The sequence below is a fragment of the Asticcacaulis solisilvae genome, assembly GCF_017875235.1.
Taxonomy (GTDB): domain Bacteria; phylum Pseudomonadota; class Alphaproteobacteria; order Caulobacterales; family Caulobacteraceae; genus Asticcacaulis; species Asticcacaulis solisilvae_A.
The window spans coordinates 183964-200029 of sequence record NZ_JAGGMI010000002.1; the positions used below are offsets into that span (position 1 = coordinate 183964).

General features: G+C 61.7%; 13 protein-coding genes. 12 read left to right on the forward strand and 1 reads right to left on the reverse strand.

The genetic code is table 11. The annotated features are described in order from the left end of the window. Positions 1 to 67: 67 nt before the first annotated feature. The 11 genes from nuoG (at position 68) to J2X24_RS03980 (ending at position 12967) form a co-directional block, all read left to right on the forward strand. Positions 68 to 2128 (forward strand): NADH-quinone oxidoreductase subunit NuoG, encoded by a 2061-nt coding sequence (nuoG, locus tag J2X24_RS03930; RefSeq protein ID WP_209716942.1) that lies wholly within the window; start codon positions 68 to 70, stop codon positions 2126 to 2128. 12 nt (positions 2129 to 2140) lie between these two features. Continuing rightward, on the forward strand, positions 2141 to 3199 hold the full coding sequence (gene nuoH, locus J2X24_RS03935) for an NADH-quinone oxidoreductase subunit NuoH (RefSeq protein ID WP_209716945.1): 1059 nt from the start codon (positions 2141 to 2143) through the stop codon (positions 3197 to 3199). Then, the gene (nuoI, locus tag J2X24_RS03940; protein WP_209716948.1) at positions 3196 to 3687 is read left to right on the forward strand and encodes an NADH-quinone oxidoreductase subunit NuoI; all 492 of its coding nucleotides are present in this window, start codon (positions 3196 to 3198) and stop codon (positions 3685 to 3687) included. Before nuoH ends, nuoI begins: the two co-directional genes overlap by 4 nt. Positions 3688 to 3699: 12 nt before the next feature. Next, positions 3700 to 4311: an NADH-quinone oxidoreductase subunit J gene (locus J2X24_RS03945; protein ID WP_209716952.1), complete on the forward strand. Its 612-nt coding sequence runs from the start codon at positions 3700 to 3702 to the stop codon at positions 4309 to 4311. Beyond that, positions 4308 to 4622, forward strand: coding sequence for an NADH-quinone oxidoreductase subunit NuoK (nuoK, locus tag J2X24_RS03950; RefSeq protein ID WP_209716954.1), 315 nt, complete (start codon positions 4308 to 4310; stop codon positions 4620 to 4622). The genes J2X24_RS03945 and nuoK overlap by 4 nt, the downstream gene beginning before the upstream one ends. Before the next feature lie 62 nt (positions 4623 to 4684). Next, positions 4685 to 6754, forward strand: a complete 2070-nt coding sequence (gene nuoL, locus J2X24_RS03955; protein ID WP_245344467.1) for an NADH-quinone oxidoreductase subunit L — start codon at positions 4685 to 4687, stop codon at positions 6752 to 6754. Between the two features lie 18 nt (positions 6755 to 6772). Further along, entirely contained in the window at positions 6773 to 8287 is a 1515-nt protein-coding gene (locus J2X24_RS03960) for an NADH-quinone oxidoreductase subunit M (RefSeq protein ID WP_209716962.1), read from the forward strand. A gap of 9 nt (positions 8288 to 8296) precedes the next feature. Continuing rightward, entirely contained in the window at positions 8297 to 9724 is a 1428-nt protein-coding gene (gene nuoN, locus J2X24_RS03965) for an NADH-quinone oxidoreductase subunit NuoN (protein WP_209716965.1), read from the forward strand. A 20-nt stretch (positions 9725 to 9744) separates the two neighbouring features. Beyond that, a complete protein-coding gene (locus J2X24_RS03970) occupies positions 9745 to 10497 on the forward strand; it encodes a biotin--[acetyl-CoA-carboxylase] ligase (RefSeq protein ID WP_209716968.1) in 753 nt (250 codons plus the stop codon). Positions 10498 to 10526: 29 nt separating this feature from the next. Beyond that, positions 10527 to 11300 (forward strand): type III pantothenate kinase, encoded by a 774-nt coding sequence (locus J2X24_RS03975; protein ID WP_209716971.1) that lies wholly within the window; start codon positions 10527 to 10529, stop codon positions 11298 to 11300. Between the two features lie 2 nt (positions 11301 to 11302). Continuing rightward, positions 11303 to 12967: a ribonuclease J gene (locus J2X24_RS03980; RefSeq protein WP_209716973.1), complete on the forward strand. Its 1665-nt coding sequence runs from the start codon at positions 11303 to 11305 to the stop codon at positions 12965 to 12967. 270 nt (positions 12968 to 13237) lie between these two features. On the opposite strand, the gene phaC is transcribed toward J2X24_RS03980, so the two are convergent. Then, positions 13238 to 15379, reverse strand: coding sequence for a class I poly(R)-hydroxyalkanoic acid synthase (phaC, locus tag J2X24_RS03985; RefSeq protein ID WP_245344436.1), 2142 nt, complete (start codon positions 15377 to 15379; stop codon positions 13238 to 13240). Positions 15380 to 15524: 145 nt separating this feature from the next. Here phaC and J2X24_RS03990 point away from each other — a divergent pair, with 145 nt between their 5' ends. Continuing rightward, complete coding sequence (locus tag J2X24_RS03990) at positions 15525 to 15917, forward strand: hypothetical protein (protein WP_209716976.1); 393 nt, start codon at positions 15525 to 15527, stop codon at positions 15915 to 15917. The last annotated feature ends 149 nt before the right edge of the window (positions 15918 to 16066 follow it).

Here is a 16066-nt window from a genome sequence, read left to right on the forward strand (position 1 = left end):
AATGAGATGAACCGCAAAAATCGCAATTGTATCCGCGTACTATCTGAGCAAGTTGAGGTATAACGGCATGGCCAAGGCAAAAGTCAATGGTGTGGAGGTCGAGTTCGACCCCGGCATGACCGTGCTTCAGGTGGCGGAGCTGGCGGGCGAGGAAATCCCGCGCTTCTGCTATCACGAGCGCCTGTCGATCGCCGGCAACTGCCGCATGTGCCTCGTCGAGGTGAAGCCGGGGCCGCCGAAGCCGCAGGCCAGCTGCGCGCTTCCGGCTGCCGAAGGCCAGGAAATCTTCACCAACACGCCGATGGTCAAGAAGGCGCGCGAAGGGGTGATGGAATTCCTGCTCATCAACCACCCGCTCGACTGCCCGATCTGCGACCAGGGCGGCGAATGCGACCTGCAGGACCAGTCGGTGGCCTATGGCAAGGCCGGATCGCGCTACGAAGAAAACAAGCGCGCCGTCGAAGAGAAGTATCTCGGGCCGACGATCAAGACCTTCATGACGCGCTGCATCCAGTGCACGCGCTGCGTCCGCTTCACGACCGAAGTCGCCGGCGTCACCGAAATGGGCATGATCTCGCGCGGTGAAAACGCCGAAATCACCTCCTATCTCGAACAGGCCGTGTCGTCGGAACTGTCGGGTAATGTCAACGACCTGTGCCCGGTGGGCGCTTTGACGCACAAGCCTTGGTCGTTCAACTACCGCCCGTGGGAACTGACCAAGACCGAGACGATCGACGTCCACGACGCCCTGGGTGCCCACATCCGCATCGATAATCGCGGTCCGGCCGTCCTGCGCGCCTTGCCGCGCCTTAAGGAAGACATCAACGAAGAGTGGCTTACCGACAAGTCGCGTTATGCCGTCGATGGCCTGGCGCGCCGCCGCCTGGACCAGCCCTTCGTCCGCAAGAACGGCAAGCTGGTCGCTGTGTCGTGGAACGAGGCGCTGGACGCCGTGGCTGAAAAGGTCAAGGCGACCGATGCCTCGAAGATGGGCGTCATCGCCGGCGACCTCAGCGACGCCGAGACCATGAAGGCCGCCCGCGACCTGTTCTATTCCCTGGGCGTCACCAATCTCGACTGCCGCCAGGACGGTGCGCGCGTCGGACCGTTCACCCAAGGCACACCGCGCGAATCGTGGCTGTTCAACACTGGCATTGCCGGCATCGAAGAGGCCGATGCCATCCTGCTGGTCGGCACCGACCTGCGCCACGAAGCCTCGCTGATCAATGCCCGCATCCGCAAGTCTTGGCTGAAGGGCGGCGTCGAGATCGGCGTCATCGGCGATGCGACGGACCTGACCTATGACTACACCCACGTCGGTGTCGGTCCGAAGGCCGTCAAGGATTTCAAGAAGCACGCCTTCCGCGAAACCCTGCGCACCGCCAAAAAGCCGGCCATCCTGGTCGGCCCAGGCGCGCTCAACGGGGAAGACGGCGGAGCGATCCTGCGTGAAATCGCCGAGATCGCTGACACCTGTGGGGTCATCAAGGACGGCTGGAACGGCTTTAACATCGTTCACACGGCTGCCTCGCGCGTCGCCGGTCTTGACCTGGGCTTCGTACCCGTCGGTGAGGCGCTCGACGCCTCGGCCATGATAAGGGGAGGGGTCGATCTCCTGTTCCTTTTGGGCGCAGATGAGTTCAACCCAAAGGATCTGGGCAAGACCTTCGTTGTCTATATCGGCAGCCACGGCGATGCTGGCGCTTCCGCGGCCGACATCATCTTGCCGGGCGCCGCCTATACCGAGAAGTCGGGCATCTACACCAATCTCGAAGGCCGCGTTCAGATCGCCGAACGCTGCGTTTTCCCGAAGGGCCAGGCCAAGGAAGACTGGGCCATCCTGCGCGCCCTGTCGGAACGCATCGGCAAGACCCTGCCGTACGACAGCCTGTCGCAATTGCGTGAGAAACTGATCACCGACCATCCGGTGTTCGGCCGAATCGACGTAAGGCCCGCGACCAAGATGTTCGACGTCCGCGGCCTCGGCGCCAAGGGCGACATCCGTGACCGCGTCTTCACGTCGCCGGTCACGGACTTCTACATGACCAACCCGATTGCCCGGGCCTCCGTCGCCATGGCGGAATGTTCGGCGTCGCGGCGCGGCAACGTGCCGGCCGCGGCGGAATAGAGGTAAGCGACTATGGAAAGTTTCTGGGGTTCTCCCGTTGGCTGGACGATCATTACCGTAGGGCAGACGCTCGCGGTGATCGTCGGCGTCATGGTGTCGCTGGCCTTCCTGCTGTGGGGCGACCGCAAGGTGTGGGCCGGCGTGCAGATGCGCAAAGGTCCCAACGTCGTCGGCCCCTTCGGCCTGATGCAGTCCTTCGCCGACTTCTTCAAGTTCGTGCTAAAGGAAGTCATCATCCCGGCCGGCGCCGACAAGGTGGTCTTTCTGCTGGCGCCGCTGATCTCCTTCGTCCTGGCCTTTGCCGCCTGGGCCATCATCCCGTTCGCCCCGGGCTGGGTCGTGTCCGACATCAATGTCGGCATCCTCTACCTGCTCGGCATCTCGTCGCTGGGTGTCTACGGCATCATCATGGGTGGCTGGGCGTCCAACTCGAAATATCCGTTCCTGGGCGCGCTGCGTTCGGCGGCACAGATGGTGTCCTACGAAGTCTCGATCGGCTTCATCATCGTCACCGTCATCCTGATCTGCGGCTCGATGAACCTCAGCGACATCGTCAACCACCAGGCCGGCGGCATCTGGAACTGGAACGTCTTTGGCGGCGGCTATCTGCCCCTGGCCATCATCATGATCCCGATCATGGTCATGTTCTATATCTCGGCCCTGGCCGAAACCAACCGTCCGCCGTTCGACCTGCCCGAAGCCGAATCCGAACTGGTCGCCGGCTATCAGGTCGAATATTCGTCGACGCCATACCTGCTGTTCATGATCGGTGAATACGCCAACATCGTCCTGATGTGCGCCATGATCACCATCCTGTTCTTCGGCGGCTGGTACTTCCCCGTGCCGTTGGACGGCTTAGGGATGCCTGACTGGCTGCTGACGATCATTTATCTTCTGACCTTCATCGGCAAGGTAGTCTTCTGGTTCGTCATGTTCGCCATCGCCAAGGCCATTGTCCCGCGCTACCGCTATGACCAGCTCATGCGTCTCGGCTGGAAGGTCTTCCTGCCTGCGTCCCTGGCCGCCGTCGTCATCGTCGCTGCTTACCGCGTTTTTGGAGGCACAATATGATCTCCCGCATCATCTCCGGCATCAAGGGCGCGCTGCTCCTCGACTTCGTCGGCGCCACCGGCCTGGCCATCAAGTACATGTTCCGCCACAAGGCGACGATCAACTATCCTTTCGAAAAGGGACCGATCAGCCCGCGCTTCCGGGGTGAGCATGCCTTGCGCCGCTACGCCAATGGCGAGGAACGCTGTATCGCCTGCAAGCTGTGCGAAGCCATCTGTCCGGCCCAGGCCATCACCATCGAGGCCGAGCCGCGCGCCGATGGATCGCGCCGCACGACGCGCTACGACATCGACATGGTCAAGTGCATCTATTGCGGCCTGTGCCAGGAAGCCTGCCCGGTCGACGCCATCGTCGAAGGCCCGAACTTCGAATTCGCGACTGATACGCGCGAGGAACTGCTCTACGACAAGCAACGGCTTCTGGCCAATGGCGACCGCTGGGAGCGGGAAATCGCCAGGGCGCTGGAACTCGACGCCCCGTATCGCTGAGGAATGTAAGCTATGAGCTTGATGGCAATTGCTTTTTATCTGATGGCAGCCTGCACCTGCGTCTCCGGTCTCCTGGTGGTGACCGCACGCAACCCGGTGCACAGCGTCCTGTTCCTCATCCTGTCCTTCTTCTCGGCAGCCGGCCTGTTCGTTCTCCTGGGCGCCGAGTTCCTGGCCATGCTGCTGATCGTCGTTTATGTCGGCGCGGTGGCGGTTCTGTTCCTCTTCGTCGTCATGATGCTGGATGTGGACTTCAACAAGCTGCGCAAGGGTTTCGCGACCTACCTGCCGCTGGGCGGTGCCCTGGCGATCGTCATCCTGCTTGAGCTGATCTTCGTCAACATCGCCGTGGCGAACAAAGGGGCCGCCGCCGGCAACCTGCCGCACTACAGCGCGGCCAAGAGCAATATCCGCATGATCGGTGAGCAGCTCTACACCACCTACGCCTACCTGTTCGAAATGGCGGGCTTCGTCCTGCTGGTCGCCATGATCGGCGCCATCGTCCTGACCCTGCGCCACCGCACCTACGTAAAGCGTCAGGACATCCACGCCCAGGTCACGCGCCGCCGCAAGGATGCGGTCGCCGTGGTCCCCGCCAAATCCGGAGAAGGAATCCAGGAATGACGCCCGATATTGGCCTTGCCCACTTCCTGGCCGTTTCGGCCATCCTGTTCACGATCGGTGTCTTCGGCATCTTCGTCAACCGCCGCAACATCATCATCATCCTGATGTCGGTGGAACTGATCCTCCTGGCCGTGAACATCAACTTCGTGGCCTTCTCAAGCTACCTGCACAACGTCCAGGGCCAGGTCATGGCCATGTTCGTTCTGACCGTCGCCGCGGCCGAAGCCGCCGTCGGCCTGGCCATCCTCGTGACCTTCTTCCGTAATCGCGGCGACATCGCCGTCGATGACGCCAGCATGATGAAAGGATAATCGTCGTGCTTTCCACTCACGCCGTCGCCGAAATCGCTCACGCGGCCGCACCCGTTGGTGCGCTGTCGTCCGGCGCGGCCACGCTTGTTACCGTTGCCGTGTTCGCGCCGATCATAGGCGCGGCCATTGCCGGCTTCTTCGGCCGCCGCATCGGCAATATCCCGTCGCAGGCGGTGACGACCGGTCTTCTGTTCCTGTCGTGCATCCTGGCCTGGACCAACTTCATTGCCCACACCTGGGGCGGACAGGCTGACTTCACCGTCGAAATCCTGCCCTTCATCAATATCGGTGACTTCCAGTCGGCCTGGTCGATCCGCGTCGATGCCCTGTCATCGACCATGCTGATCGTGGTCACCAGCGTGTCCTCGCTGGTCCACCTCTACAGCTGGGGCTATATGGCCGAGGACGACTCGCGCCCGCGCTTCTTCGCCTACCTGTCGCTATTCACCTTTGCCATGCTGGCGCTGGTAACCGCCGCCGACTTCATGCAGCTGTTCTTCGGCTGGGAAGGGGTGGGCCTGGCCTCGTACCTGCTGATCGGCTTCTGGTTCCATAAGGACAGCGCGTCTTCGGCCGCCATCAAGGCCTTCGTCGTCAACCGCGTCGGCGACTTCGGCTTCGCGCTGGGCATCATGACGGTCTTCTGGCAGTTCGGCACCATCAACTTCGCGGAACTGTTCCCGCAGATCGCCGCCTATCAGGGCAAGGGCTGGGAATTCCTCGGCCAGACCTTCTCGGCGCTCGACCTTGCCGCCTTCCTGCTGTTCATCGGCGCCATGGGCAAGTCGGCGCAGTTCTTCCTGCATACCTGGCTGCCGGACGCCATGGAGGGCCCGACGCCCGTGTCGGCCCTGATCCACGCCGCCACCATGGTCACCGCCGGCGTCTACATGGTCTGCCTGCTGTCGCCGCTGTTCGAATACGCCCCCCAGGCCAAGATGATCGTCGCCTACATCGGCGCCATCACCGCCATCTTCGCGGCCTCGATCGGCTTCACGCAGAACGACATCAAGCGCGTCATCGCCTATTCGACCTGTTCACAGCTCGGCTACATGTTCTTCGCCGCCGGCGTCGGCGCCTATCAGGCGGCCATGTTCCACCTGTTCACGCACGCCTTCTTCAAGGCGCTGCTGTTCCTGGGCGCCGGTTCGGTCATCCACGGCATGCACCACGAACAGGACATGCGTAAGATGGGCGGCCTGGCCAAGTACCTGCCTGTCACCTATGCCGTCATGACCATCGGCACCATCGCCATCACCGGCCTCGGCATCCCCTATACCCAGATCGGCTTCGCCGGTTTCTTCTCGAAGGACGCCATCATCGAAAGCGCCTGGGTCATGCACAATACCCCGCAAGGCATGTTCGCCTTCTGGATGGGCATCCTGGCCGCGCTCCTGACCTCCTTCTACAGCTGGCGCCTGGTCGCCATGACCTTCTGGGGCAAGAAGCATTGGGAACATGGCCATGACGATCACCATGCGCACGACGCGCACGGCCATGATGCCCACGCGCACGACGACCATGCCCATGACGACCATGCTCATGGCCATGGCCACGCCCATACGCCGCACGAAAGCCCGGCTGTCATGCTGATCCCGCTGGTCGTCCTGGCCGTAGGTGCGGTTGCCGCGGGCTTCGTCTTCGCGCCATACTTCATCGGCGACCACGCGCACGACTTCTGGGGCCACGCCATTTTCACGGCCGCCAACAACCACGTCATGCACGACGCCCATCACATCAAGGAAGCCTGGGTGAAGTTCGCGCCGCTCGTCGTCACGCTGCTCGGCATGGCACTGGCCTGGTACTTCTATATGGCTCGTCCGAACCTGCCCAAGAAGATGGCGGCCAACGAAGGCCCCATTCATACCTTCCTGTACAACAAGTGGTTCTTCGACGAGATCTACGACTTCATCTTCGTCAAGCTGGCCCGCTGGCTGGGCGACGTCTTCTGGAAGATCCTCGACGTCAAGATCATCGACGGCCTGGGCCCGAACGGCGCGGCCTGGACGGCGCTCGCTTCGGCCAAGAAGCTGGTCAAGACCCAGACCGGCTACGTGTACCACTATGCCTTCTTCATGTTCCTCGGCATCGCAGGTCTCCTGACCTGGGTTGTGTTCGGAATGGCGCATTAAGGGGAGATGACGGAACCAATGCTACCTGCCATTCCAAATATCCTCAGCCTCACGACCTTCCTGCCGTTGTTCGGCGCGATCGTCATCCTGGTCATGCGCGCCATGGCCCGCAAGGACGACAGCGAGGTCATCGCCCGGAACGCCAAGTGGATCAGCCTGTGGACCACGCTGATCACGCTCGTGCTCAGCGTCCTGATGGTCCTGGCCTTCGACAAGTCGACCTCGAACTACCAGTTTGTTGAACACTATAAGTGGTTTGGACCGATCTCCTACCACATGGGCGTCGACGGCATTTCGATCCTGTTCGTCCTTTTGACCGCCTTCCTGATGCCGATCTGTATCGCGGCGTCGTGGGACAGCATCAAGGTCCGCATCACCGAATACATGGTCGCCTTCCTGATGCTGGAGACCCTGGTCATCGGCGTCTTCACCTCGCTCGACCTCTTCCTATTCTACATCTTCTTCGAAGGCGGCCTGGTCCCGATGTTCCTGATCATCGGCATCTGGGGCGGCAAGGATCGCGTCTACGCGGCCTATAAGTTCTTCCTCTATACACTCCTGGGCTCGGTCCTGATGCTGGCGGCCATGCTGTACCTCGTCACGACGCTGGGCACAGCCTCGATCCCGGAAATGACCGCAAAGCTGGCGGCCGCGCCGCTGCCGGTCGATGTCCAGGGCTTCCTGTGGTTCGCCTTCTTCGCGTCGTTCGCCGTCAAGATGCCGATGTGGCCGGTCCACACCTGGCTGCCCGACGCCCACGTCCAGGCGCCGACAGCGGGTTCGGTCATGCTGGCAGGTATCCTCTTGAAGCTCGGCGGCTACGGCTTCATCCGCTTCAACCTGCCGCTCTTCCCGGATGCGTCCGAGATGTTCGCGCCGCTGGTCATGGCCCTGTCGGTCATCGCCGTCGTCGTCACCTCGCTGATCGCCTTCCGCCAGACCGACATCAAGAAGCTGATCGCCTATTCATCAGTCGCCCACATGGGCTTCGTGACCATGGGTATCTTTGCCGGTAACGCCGTCGGTATCCAGGGCGCCGTCTTCCAGATGATCAGCCACGGCCTGATCTCGGGCGCGCTCTTCCTGTGCGTCGGCGTGGTCTACGACCGCTGGCACACGCGTGAGATCGCCTTCTACGGCGGCCTGACCAAGCTGATGCCGCACTTCGCCTTCGTATTCCTGCTATTCACCATGGCCAATGTCGGCCTGCCGGGCACGTCGGGCTTCATTGGTGAAATCACCACCATGACCGGCGCCTATCAGTGGGGCACCTGGGTGGCCTTCGTGGCGGCTTCGGGCGTTATCTTCTCGGCCGTCTATGCGCTGGTGCTGTATAAGCGCGTCATGTTCGGCGTCGTCACCAATGATGAGCTCAAGAAGTATCCGGACCTGACGGCGCGCGAAGTCGCCCTGTTCGTGCCGCTGATCGTCGGCACGATCGCGCTCGGCGTCTATCCGGCCTTTGTTTTCGACTTTACGACGACCAGCATCGACGCGCTCGTTGCCGGTTACCGCGCCGCTATCGGCGGATGAGGACCTAAGATGGATTTGAACCTGTCTCTCCAGCTTTCGATACCGGAACTGATCCTCGGGATCAGCGCCGTCCTCATCCTCGTCTTCGGCGCCTTCCGCGGCGACAAGGGCATGACCTCGGTCAGCGCGCTCTGCGGCGTTGCCCTGATCGCCGCGGCATTTGCCGCCGCTTTCTCGGCCTTCGGCAAGGGCTATAACGGCTCGCTGGTCGTCGACGGCGTCGCCGTTTTCGCCAAGGTTGCCATCTATATCGCCGGCCTGTTCATCATTGTGCTGGGGCAGGGCTATTTCGACCGGCTGAACAACCGCCGCTTCGAATTCCCGATCCTGATCCTGCTCGCCACGCTGGGCATGAGCGTCATGGTGTCGGCGGGCGACCTGATCGCGCTGTATGTCGGCTTGGAACTGCAATCGCTGGCCCTCTACGTCCTGGCGGCCTTCCGCCGCGATGACGCCCGCTCGTCCGAAGCCGGCCTGAAGTACTTTGTGCTGGGCGCCTTGTCGTCGGGCCTTCTGCTCTATGGCGCGTCGCTGATCTACGGATTCTCGGGCTCGATGAACTTCGTCGAAATCGCCCGCTACACGGTGGCAAACCCCGGCGTCGGCCTGATTTTCGGCCTGGTCTTCCTGATCTCGGGCCTGGCCTTCAAGGTCTCAGCCGCGCCCTTCCATATGTGGACGCCCGACGTCTACGAAGGCGCACCGACCCCGGTCGTCGCTTTCGCCGCCGGCGCGCCCAAGTTCGCCGCCATGGTTCTGCTGGCCCGCGTCCTGCAAACCGGCTTCGAAGGCTCGGAGCATTCGTGGCAGCAGGTCATCCTGGCCCTGTCGGTCCTGTCTTTCCTGGTCGGCGGCCTCGGCGGCCTGATGCAGAAAGACTTCAAGCGCCTGCTGGCCTATTCGTCGATCGCCAATATGGGCTATGCGCTTCTGGCCATCGCCGCTGGCCAGAGCGGGGTCGCCGCGCTCCTGCTGTTCTTCGTCATGTATATGATCGACACCTTAGGCCTGTTCTCGGCCCAGATGGCGCTCAAGCGCAATGGCGAACCGGTCAGCCGCATCGACCAACTGGCTGGCCTCGCCAAGCTCAACATGCCGCTGACCATCGCGATCACGGTCCTGGCCCTGTCGGTTCTCGGCATGCCGCCGCTGTCGGGCTTCTGGAGCAAGTACTTCGTCTTCGGCGCCGCCATCCAGGGCGGGCTGTGGGGCTTTGCCGCCGCCGGCCTGGTCGCCTCGGTGATCGCCGCCTTCTACTACTTGCGCATCCTGAAGCTGATGTGGTTCGATGCTCCGCCGTCGGATCTCGACGCGGCGCCGGCCGAAGCCAAATGGATATCGTATGCGTCGGCGGCTTTTGCCTTCCCCGGCGTGGCGATCTTCCTGTGGCTGGCCTATGACGTCGCCCAGCGCGCCGCCATCGGCTTCGGCAGCTGAGAAGGGTGACGGCGCGATAGATGGCGAAGTTTGAAATCTTCGACAGCCTGCCGTCAACCCAGAACCTGGCTCTGGCGCGCGTGCGCCTGGGGCCCACCGAGCCCGGCTGGATCCTCGCCAAGGAGCAGACCAAGGGTGTCGGCCGTCACGGCAAGACCTGGGTCGGCACCAAGGGCAACTTCATGGCCTCGCGCTACGAGGTCATGGAGATCGATGTCCGCCATGTCCCGCAACTCTCCTTCGTCACGGCGCTGGCGGTCTATGAGATGTTGCGGCCGATTGTGCCCGATACCGACAAGTCGATGCGCATCAAATGGCCGAACGATGTGCTCCATCGCGGCCGCAAGCTGTGCGGCATCCTCGTCCAGACCGAGACGACGCCTGATCCCAATCGCCTGGGCGTCGTTATCGGTATCGGCCTCAATCTGGCCGCCGCGCCGATCTTCGAAGACTATCTGACCGTTTCCTTGCGCGAGATCAGCCCGCAGGCCAAGGGGCTCGACGCGGTGGCCTTGCTGCACAAGCTGAACGGCCATCTCGACGGCGTCATCAACCTGTGGCGTGAAAAGGATTTCAGCAAGCTGGCGGCCGCCTGGCTGGAGCGCGCTTACGGCAAGGATCGCATCCTGACGGTCGACAATGATGGAGTGAAAACGGTCGGCCGAATGAAGGGCCTGGACGACTACGGCGCGCTGGAAATCGTCGGCGAGGACGGCAAGGTCTACACCATCACCGGCGGCGACATTACCTATAGCGCCGCCACGCCGGCCTAAAGTCCGCGTCTTAGTTTCGGAAAATCGTCATGCTTCTGGCCATTGAACAAGGCAACACCAATACGCTGTTCGCGCTGCACGATGGCAAAGCCTGGGTCGCACAATGGCGCACGGCCACGGAGACGACGCGCACGGCCGACGAATACGCCGTCTGGCTTTATCAGCTGCTCAACATGCACGGCTTTGACTTCAAGGCGATCGACGACTGCATCATCTCGTCGGTCGTGCCGCAGTCGCTGTTCAACCTGCGCACCCTGGTCAAACGTTACTTTCACAAGACGCCCTATGTCATTGGCGAAAATACGCATCTGTGCATCGACATCCGCATCGAGAAGCCGTCCGAAGCCGGCGCCGACCGCCTGGTCAACGCCGTCGGCGGCCACATCCAGTATGGCGGCCCGCTGATCATCATCGACTCCGGCACGGCCACGACCTTTGATGTCGTCGCAGCCGATGGCGGCTGGGAAGGCGGCGCCATCGCGCCCGGCATCAATCTTTCCATGCAGGCCCTGCACAAGGCGGCGGCCAAGCTGCCGCGCGTCGCCATCGAAAAGCCGGCCAGCGCCATCGGCAAGGACACGGTCACGGCCATGCAGTCCGGCGTATTTTGGGGCTATGTCGGCTTGATTGAATACCTCGTGAACGCTATTGAGGCGGACTACGGCCAAAAGATGTGTGTCATCGCCACCGGTGGGGTGGCGTCTCTGTTCGAAGGGGCGACGGACAGGATCGATCATTTTGACCATGATCTGACCCTCAGGGGTCTCCTGGAAATCTACAAGCGTACGCTCTCACAAAGATAAAAATGAAAAATAACAACGAACTGGTGTTCTTGCCGCTCGGCGGCTCGAACGAAATCGGCATGAATCTGAACCTCTACGGGTTCGGCCCGGCGCACGACCGCCAATGGATCATCGTCGATATCGGCGTCACCTTTGGCGACCTGACGACGCCGGGCATCGAGGTCATCGTACCCGATCCGGAATTCCTGCAGGGCGAAACCATTCTCGGAATCGTGCTGACCCATGCCCACGAAGACCATATCGGCGCCATCGGCTGGCTGTGGGAAAAGGTCAAGGCGCCGATCTACGCCACGCCGTTCACCGCCTATCTGGTGCGTGAAAAGCTGCGCGAGGCCGGCGCCGACGACGCCGAAATCCGCGAAGTACCGCTCAATGCCAACCTGAAACTGGGTCCCTTCGATATCGACTATGTCACCCTGACGCACTCGATCGCCGAGCCGAACGGCCTGGCGGTCAAGACGGCTTTGGGCACCGTGTTCCACACTGGCGACTGGAAGATCGACGAAGAGCCGATCACGGGTGAGCCGACCGACGTGGAAGGCATCAAGGCCATGGGCGACGCCGGTGTGCTGGCCATGGTGTGCGATTCGACCAATGTCTTCGTCGAAGGCCGTGCCGGCTCCGAAGCCGGGGTCCGCGACGAACTGACCAAGTTGATCAAGACGCTGAAGAAGCGTGTGGCCGTGGCGTGCTTTGCCTCCAATGTGGCGCGTGTCGATTCGGTCATGCGTGCTGCCATGGCCTGTGGCCGTCAAGTCTGCCTGGTCGGGCGCTCGATGCACCGGATCACGGCCGCGGCGCGCCATGTCGGACTGCTGGAGGGTATCCCCGAACCGATCAGTGAAGGCGAGGCGGCCAGCCTCAAGCCAAACCAGATCTTGTATCTGTGCACAGGATCCCAGGGCGAACCGCGCGCGGCCCTGTCGCGCATCGCCGACGGCAACCACCCGCAGGTCAAGCTCTCTGAAGGCGACGCCTGCGTTTTCTCGTCGCGTGTTATCCCGGGCAATGAAATCTCGATCCGCTCGTTGCAAAACCGCCTGTCGGACCTAGGCGTCGAAATCCACACCGAACGCGATCATCCCGGCATTCATGTCTCCGGCCATCCCTGTCGCGACGAACTCAAGGAGATGTACGGCTGGGTGCGTCCGATGATCGCCGTGCCGACTCACGGCGAACGCCGCCATCTGCTCAAGCACGCGGCTTTGGCCGCTGAACTCGGCGTCAAGCATCAGGTGACGCCGCGCAATGGCGACATGGTACGCCTGGCACCCGGCCTGCCGGAAATCATCGATGAAGTGCCGTCGGGCCGTCTGTTTGTCGACGGCGGCATCCTGGTGCCGGAAGCTTCGGAAGCTCTGCGCGAACGGCGTCACGCTTCGCACAATGGCATGATCTTCGTGGCGTTCGCGCTCGACGCCAAGAACCGTCTGGCCTCGATCGTCGATGTCCGGGGTCTGGGCCTGGCGTTCGAGAACGAGGACACGATTTCCGACCAGCTCGAGAAGATGTGCGATCTCGTCGAAAAGGCGGTGAGGGGCATGCCGGCCGAAGCCCGCGACGAGGACGAAGCCGTCGAAATCACCGTCGCGCGGGTCGTCAAGAAGGCCGCCCAGAACATCTGGGACCGCCGCCCGATCGTCGAAACCATCATTCTGCGGCTCTAAAATCCTTCTATTTTCAGGAGAAAAGACCGCTTCGCCACAAACGCGAAAAGGGCTGTGTCTAGTCGCCAAAAATCAATATTGATTCAAGCCATTTTGAGTTGAGATGTTAACCTCAGCCATTAGCTATACGGGGAGGCCTATATATCTGTAGATATTAAGAAAACAGGTTATTCCACGGTGAATTTCAATATTGATAGGCCATTTTGCGTTTCGCCAAAAAAGAAGCGCCAGCCAAAGCCAGCGCTCTAATTCATTGCTTTTGATGAATTTTTACGACTTTACGAGGACATAAGATCCGGGCGCGTCCATGATCGGCGCCATCTTGCCCTTGGCCGGATCGCGCGCCGGGATCATCTTGCCTGAACGCTGATGCAGCCACTCCGCCCAATGCGGCCACCACGAGCCGGGATGCTGCTCAGCGCCAGCCAGCCATTCCTCGAACGTGTCGGGATGGCTGTCATTGAGCCAGTGCATGTATTTCTGCGCGGCCGGAGGGTTGACGACGCCGGCGATGTGGCCGGAGCCGGCCAGGACGTAGGTCACTGGCCCGCCAAAAAGTTTCGAGCCCTTGTAGACGGAGGCCGGCGGAGCGATGTGATCCTCGCGTCCGGCCTGTTCGTAGATCGGGATGGTCACCTTCTTCAGGTCGATCTTGACGCCGGCGATCATCAGATTGCCTTCGGTAAGGGCGTTCTCACCGTAGAACTTGCGCAGGTAGAACATGTGCAAGGCCTTGGGCATTCGCGTCTGGTCGGCGTTCCAGCACAAGAGGTCGAACGGCGCCAGATCCTTGCCCATCAGGTAGTTGTTGACGAAGAAGGACCAGATCAGGTCGTTGGCGCGCAGCGAGTTAAAGGTGTCGGCCATGGCCGAGCCGGGCAGAACGCCGCCAGCGGCATCCATCTGGCGCTCAAGCTCCTTCAGCCACGATTCGCTGGTGAACAGCAGCAGGTCGCCGGCTTCGGAGAAGTCGTGCTGGGCGGTGAAAAAGGTCGCCGAACCGATTGATTTATCGTTCTTTTCGGCCATGTAGGCGAGGGCACAGCCCAGCAGCGTCCCGCCGATGCAGTAGCCGACCGTATTGACCGTCTTGACGCCCGTCTGCGCCTTGACCTTCTCGACAGCGTCGATAATGCCGCCGAACATATAGTCTTCGAAGGTCGTGTCCTTCATCGACGCATCCGGATTGACCCAGGCGGTCAGGAACACGGTGAAACCCTGGTCGGTCAGCCAGCGGATCAGCGAGTTTTTCGCCTGCAGATCAAGGATATAGAACTTGTTGATCCATGGCGGGAAGATGAGCAGCGGCGTTTCGCGCACCTGTTCGGTCGTTGGCGCGTATTGCAGCAGTTCGAAATAGGGGCCGCGATAGACGACCTTGCCTGGCGTGGTGGCGACGTTTTCGCCGACCTTGAAGCGGCTGTAGTCCGCCTGGCTGATCTTCAGCTTGCCGTCGCCGCGCTCCAGGTCCTCGGCGAACTTCTCCATGCCCTTGACCAGGCTTTCGCCATTGGTGTCCATCAGGGTCTGCAAGGCCGCCGGATTGGACATCAGGAAGTTCGACGGCGACATGGCGTCGGTCAGAAGCTTGGTGAAGAATTCGGCGCGGCGCTTGACCTTGGGATCGACGCCCTCGGCGGACGAGATCAGCTTGTTGATCCAGTTCGACGACAGCAAATAGGACTGTTTCATCATGTCGAAGACGAGGTTCTGTTCCCAACGCGGATCGGCGAATCGCTTGTCAGCGGGCTTACCCGCAGGCGCGGCCTCAGCGCCCAGCATCTTGCGCGACATGTCGCCCCACAGCTGGAAATAGCCGGTCATAAGCTCGCTTTGCGCCTCGAGGAGCTTGTCGGGTTTCTGGACCAGCGAGTTCATGATCTCGGTCATGGCTGGCGCGACCTGGAACGGATCGACGGGGGCTGCGCCCGCGGCTGTGTCGGGTTGCTTGAAAACCGTCTTGGCCAGGGCGCTCTGGGCCGTCATCGCCGCCTTGGCCAGGTTGACTGACAGGGCTTCGAGCTGGCGCATGTTTTCATTATCGAAGCGCGGCATGTCCGGCGGCTGCTGCGGCCTCGCCGATTCGGCAGGGTTAGGCTGGGGTTGCGGCTGGGGCTTTGCTGCGGCCGGCTTTGCCTTGGGCGTCAAAGCCGCGGGCTTGGCTGCCTTCACCACCGGCGCCTTCGCGGGCGCTGGCTTAGCTGTCTTGACCGTGGCGGCGACCGCCTTGACCGGAGCCGCTTTTTCCTTGGTTGCAACAGGTTTCGCCGCGTTCGTCGCCGCGGCTTTCGCAACCGACGCCTTCGTAACCCTAGCCTTAGCGGGTTCGGCGTTTTTGGCGGGCGTCTTTGTGGCCGGTTTTGGCGCGACAGTCTTTTTGGCTACGGACGGTTTGGCGGGCGGCTTGCTCATTCGGCCTCTTCAGACACAATCGATTTGAAAGATGTTATCGGCGGCAATCCAGTCGCTTCACGGGCGAAAATCAATACACATTATATTTTTCTTGTTTTCCTGCGGTTGAACCCGCTAATTTGCGGCCAGTCTGCGGAGCCCTTCCATGCGCGCCATCTTCGTTTTCATCGCCGTCGTCTGCTGTGCCGCCCCCGCCATGGCGTTCGCGCAGGACGCCGCGACGACGCCGGCCCCGTCGCGCGGGCTCGACACCATGCCGCGCTGGTCGGAATTCCCCGCGCCGCCGACGGATGTGCCGACAGCCGCCGAAATCAAGCGCCGCGTCGAAGCCGAAAAGGCCAAGCAGCGTCAATTGAATGCCGAAGTCTCGGCGCTCGTCTGGGACAAGCAGGAGCCGGAAGTGATCGCCGGCGCGGCGCGCCAGGAAATCGCCAGTACCCTGCCTGCGCCGGCCGATGAGATCCTGACGCCCGAAGAGCTGCAGGCCTTTGTCGCGAAGCTTCGCGCCCAGGCCGTGCCGCCGCCCGTCGCCGACTAAGCTGCGTTTTTTGGCGCATCGGCTATTCAGCGCCCCTGCACTCTGCTAACAGTTGCGCGCCTGTCTTTGCGCGGTATACCGAACGTTGTTTCGGCGTAATATTGCGTCAAACCATGGGTGAAATCATCACGTTGCGCACCATATCAAAG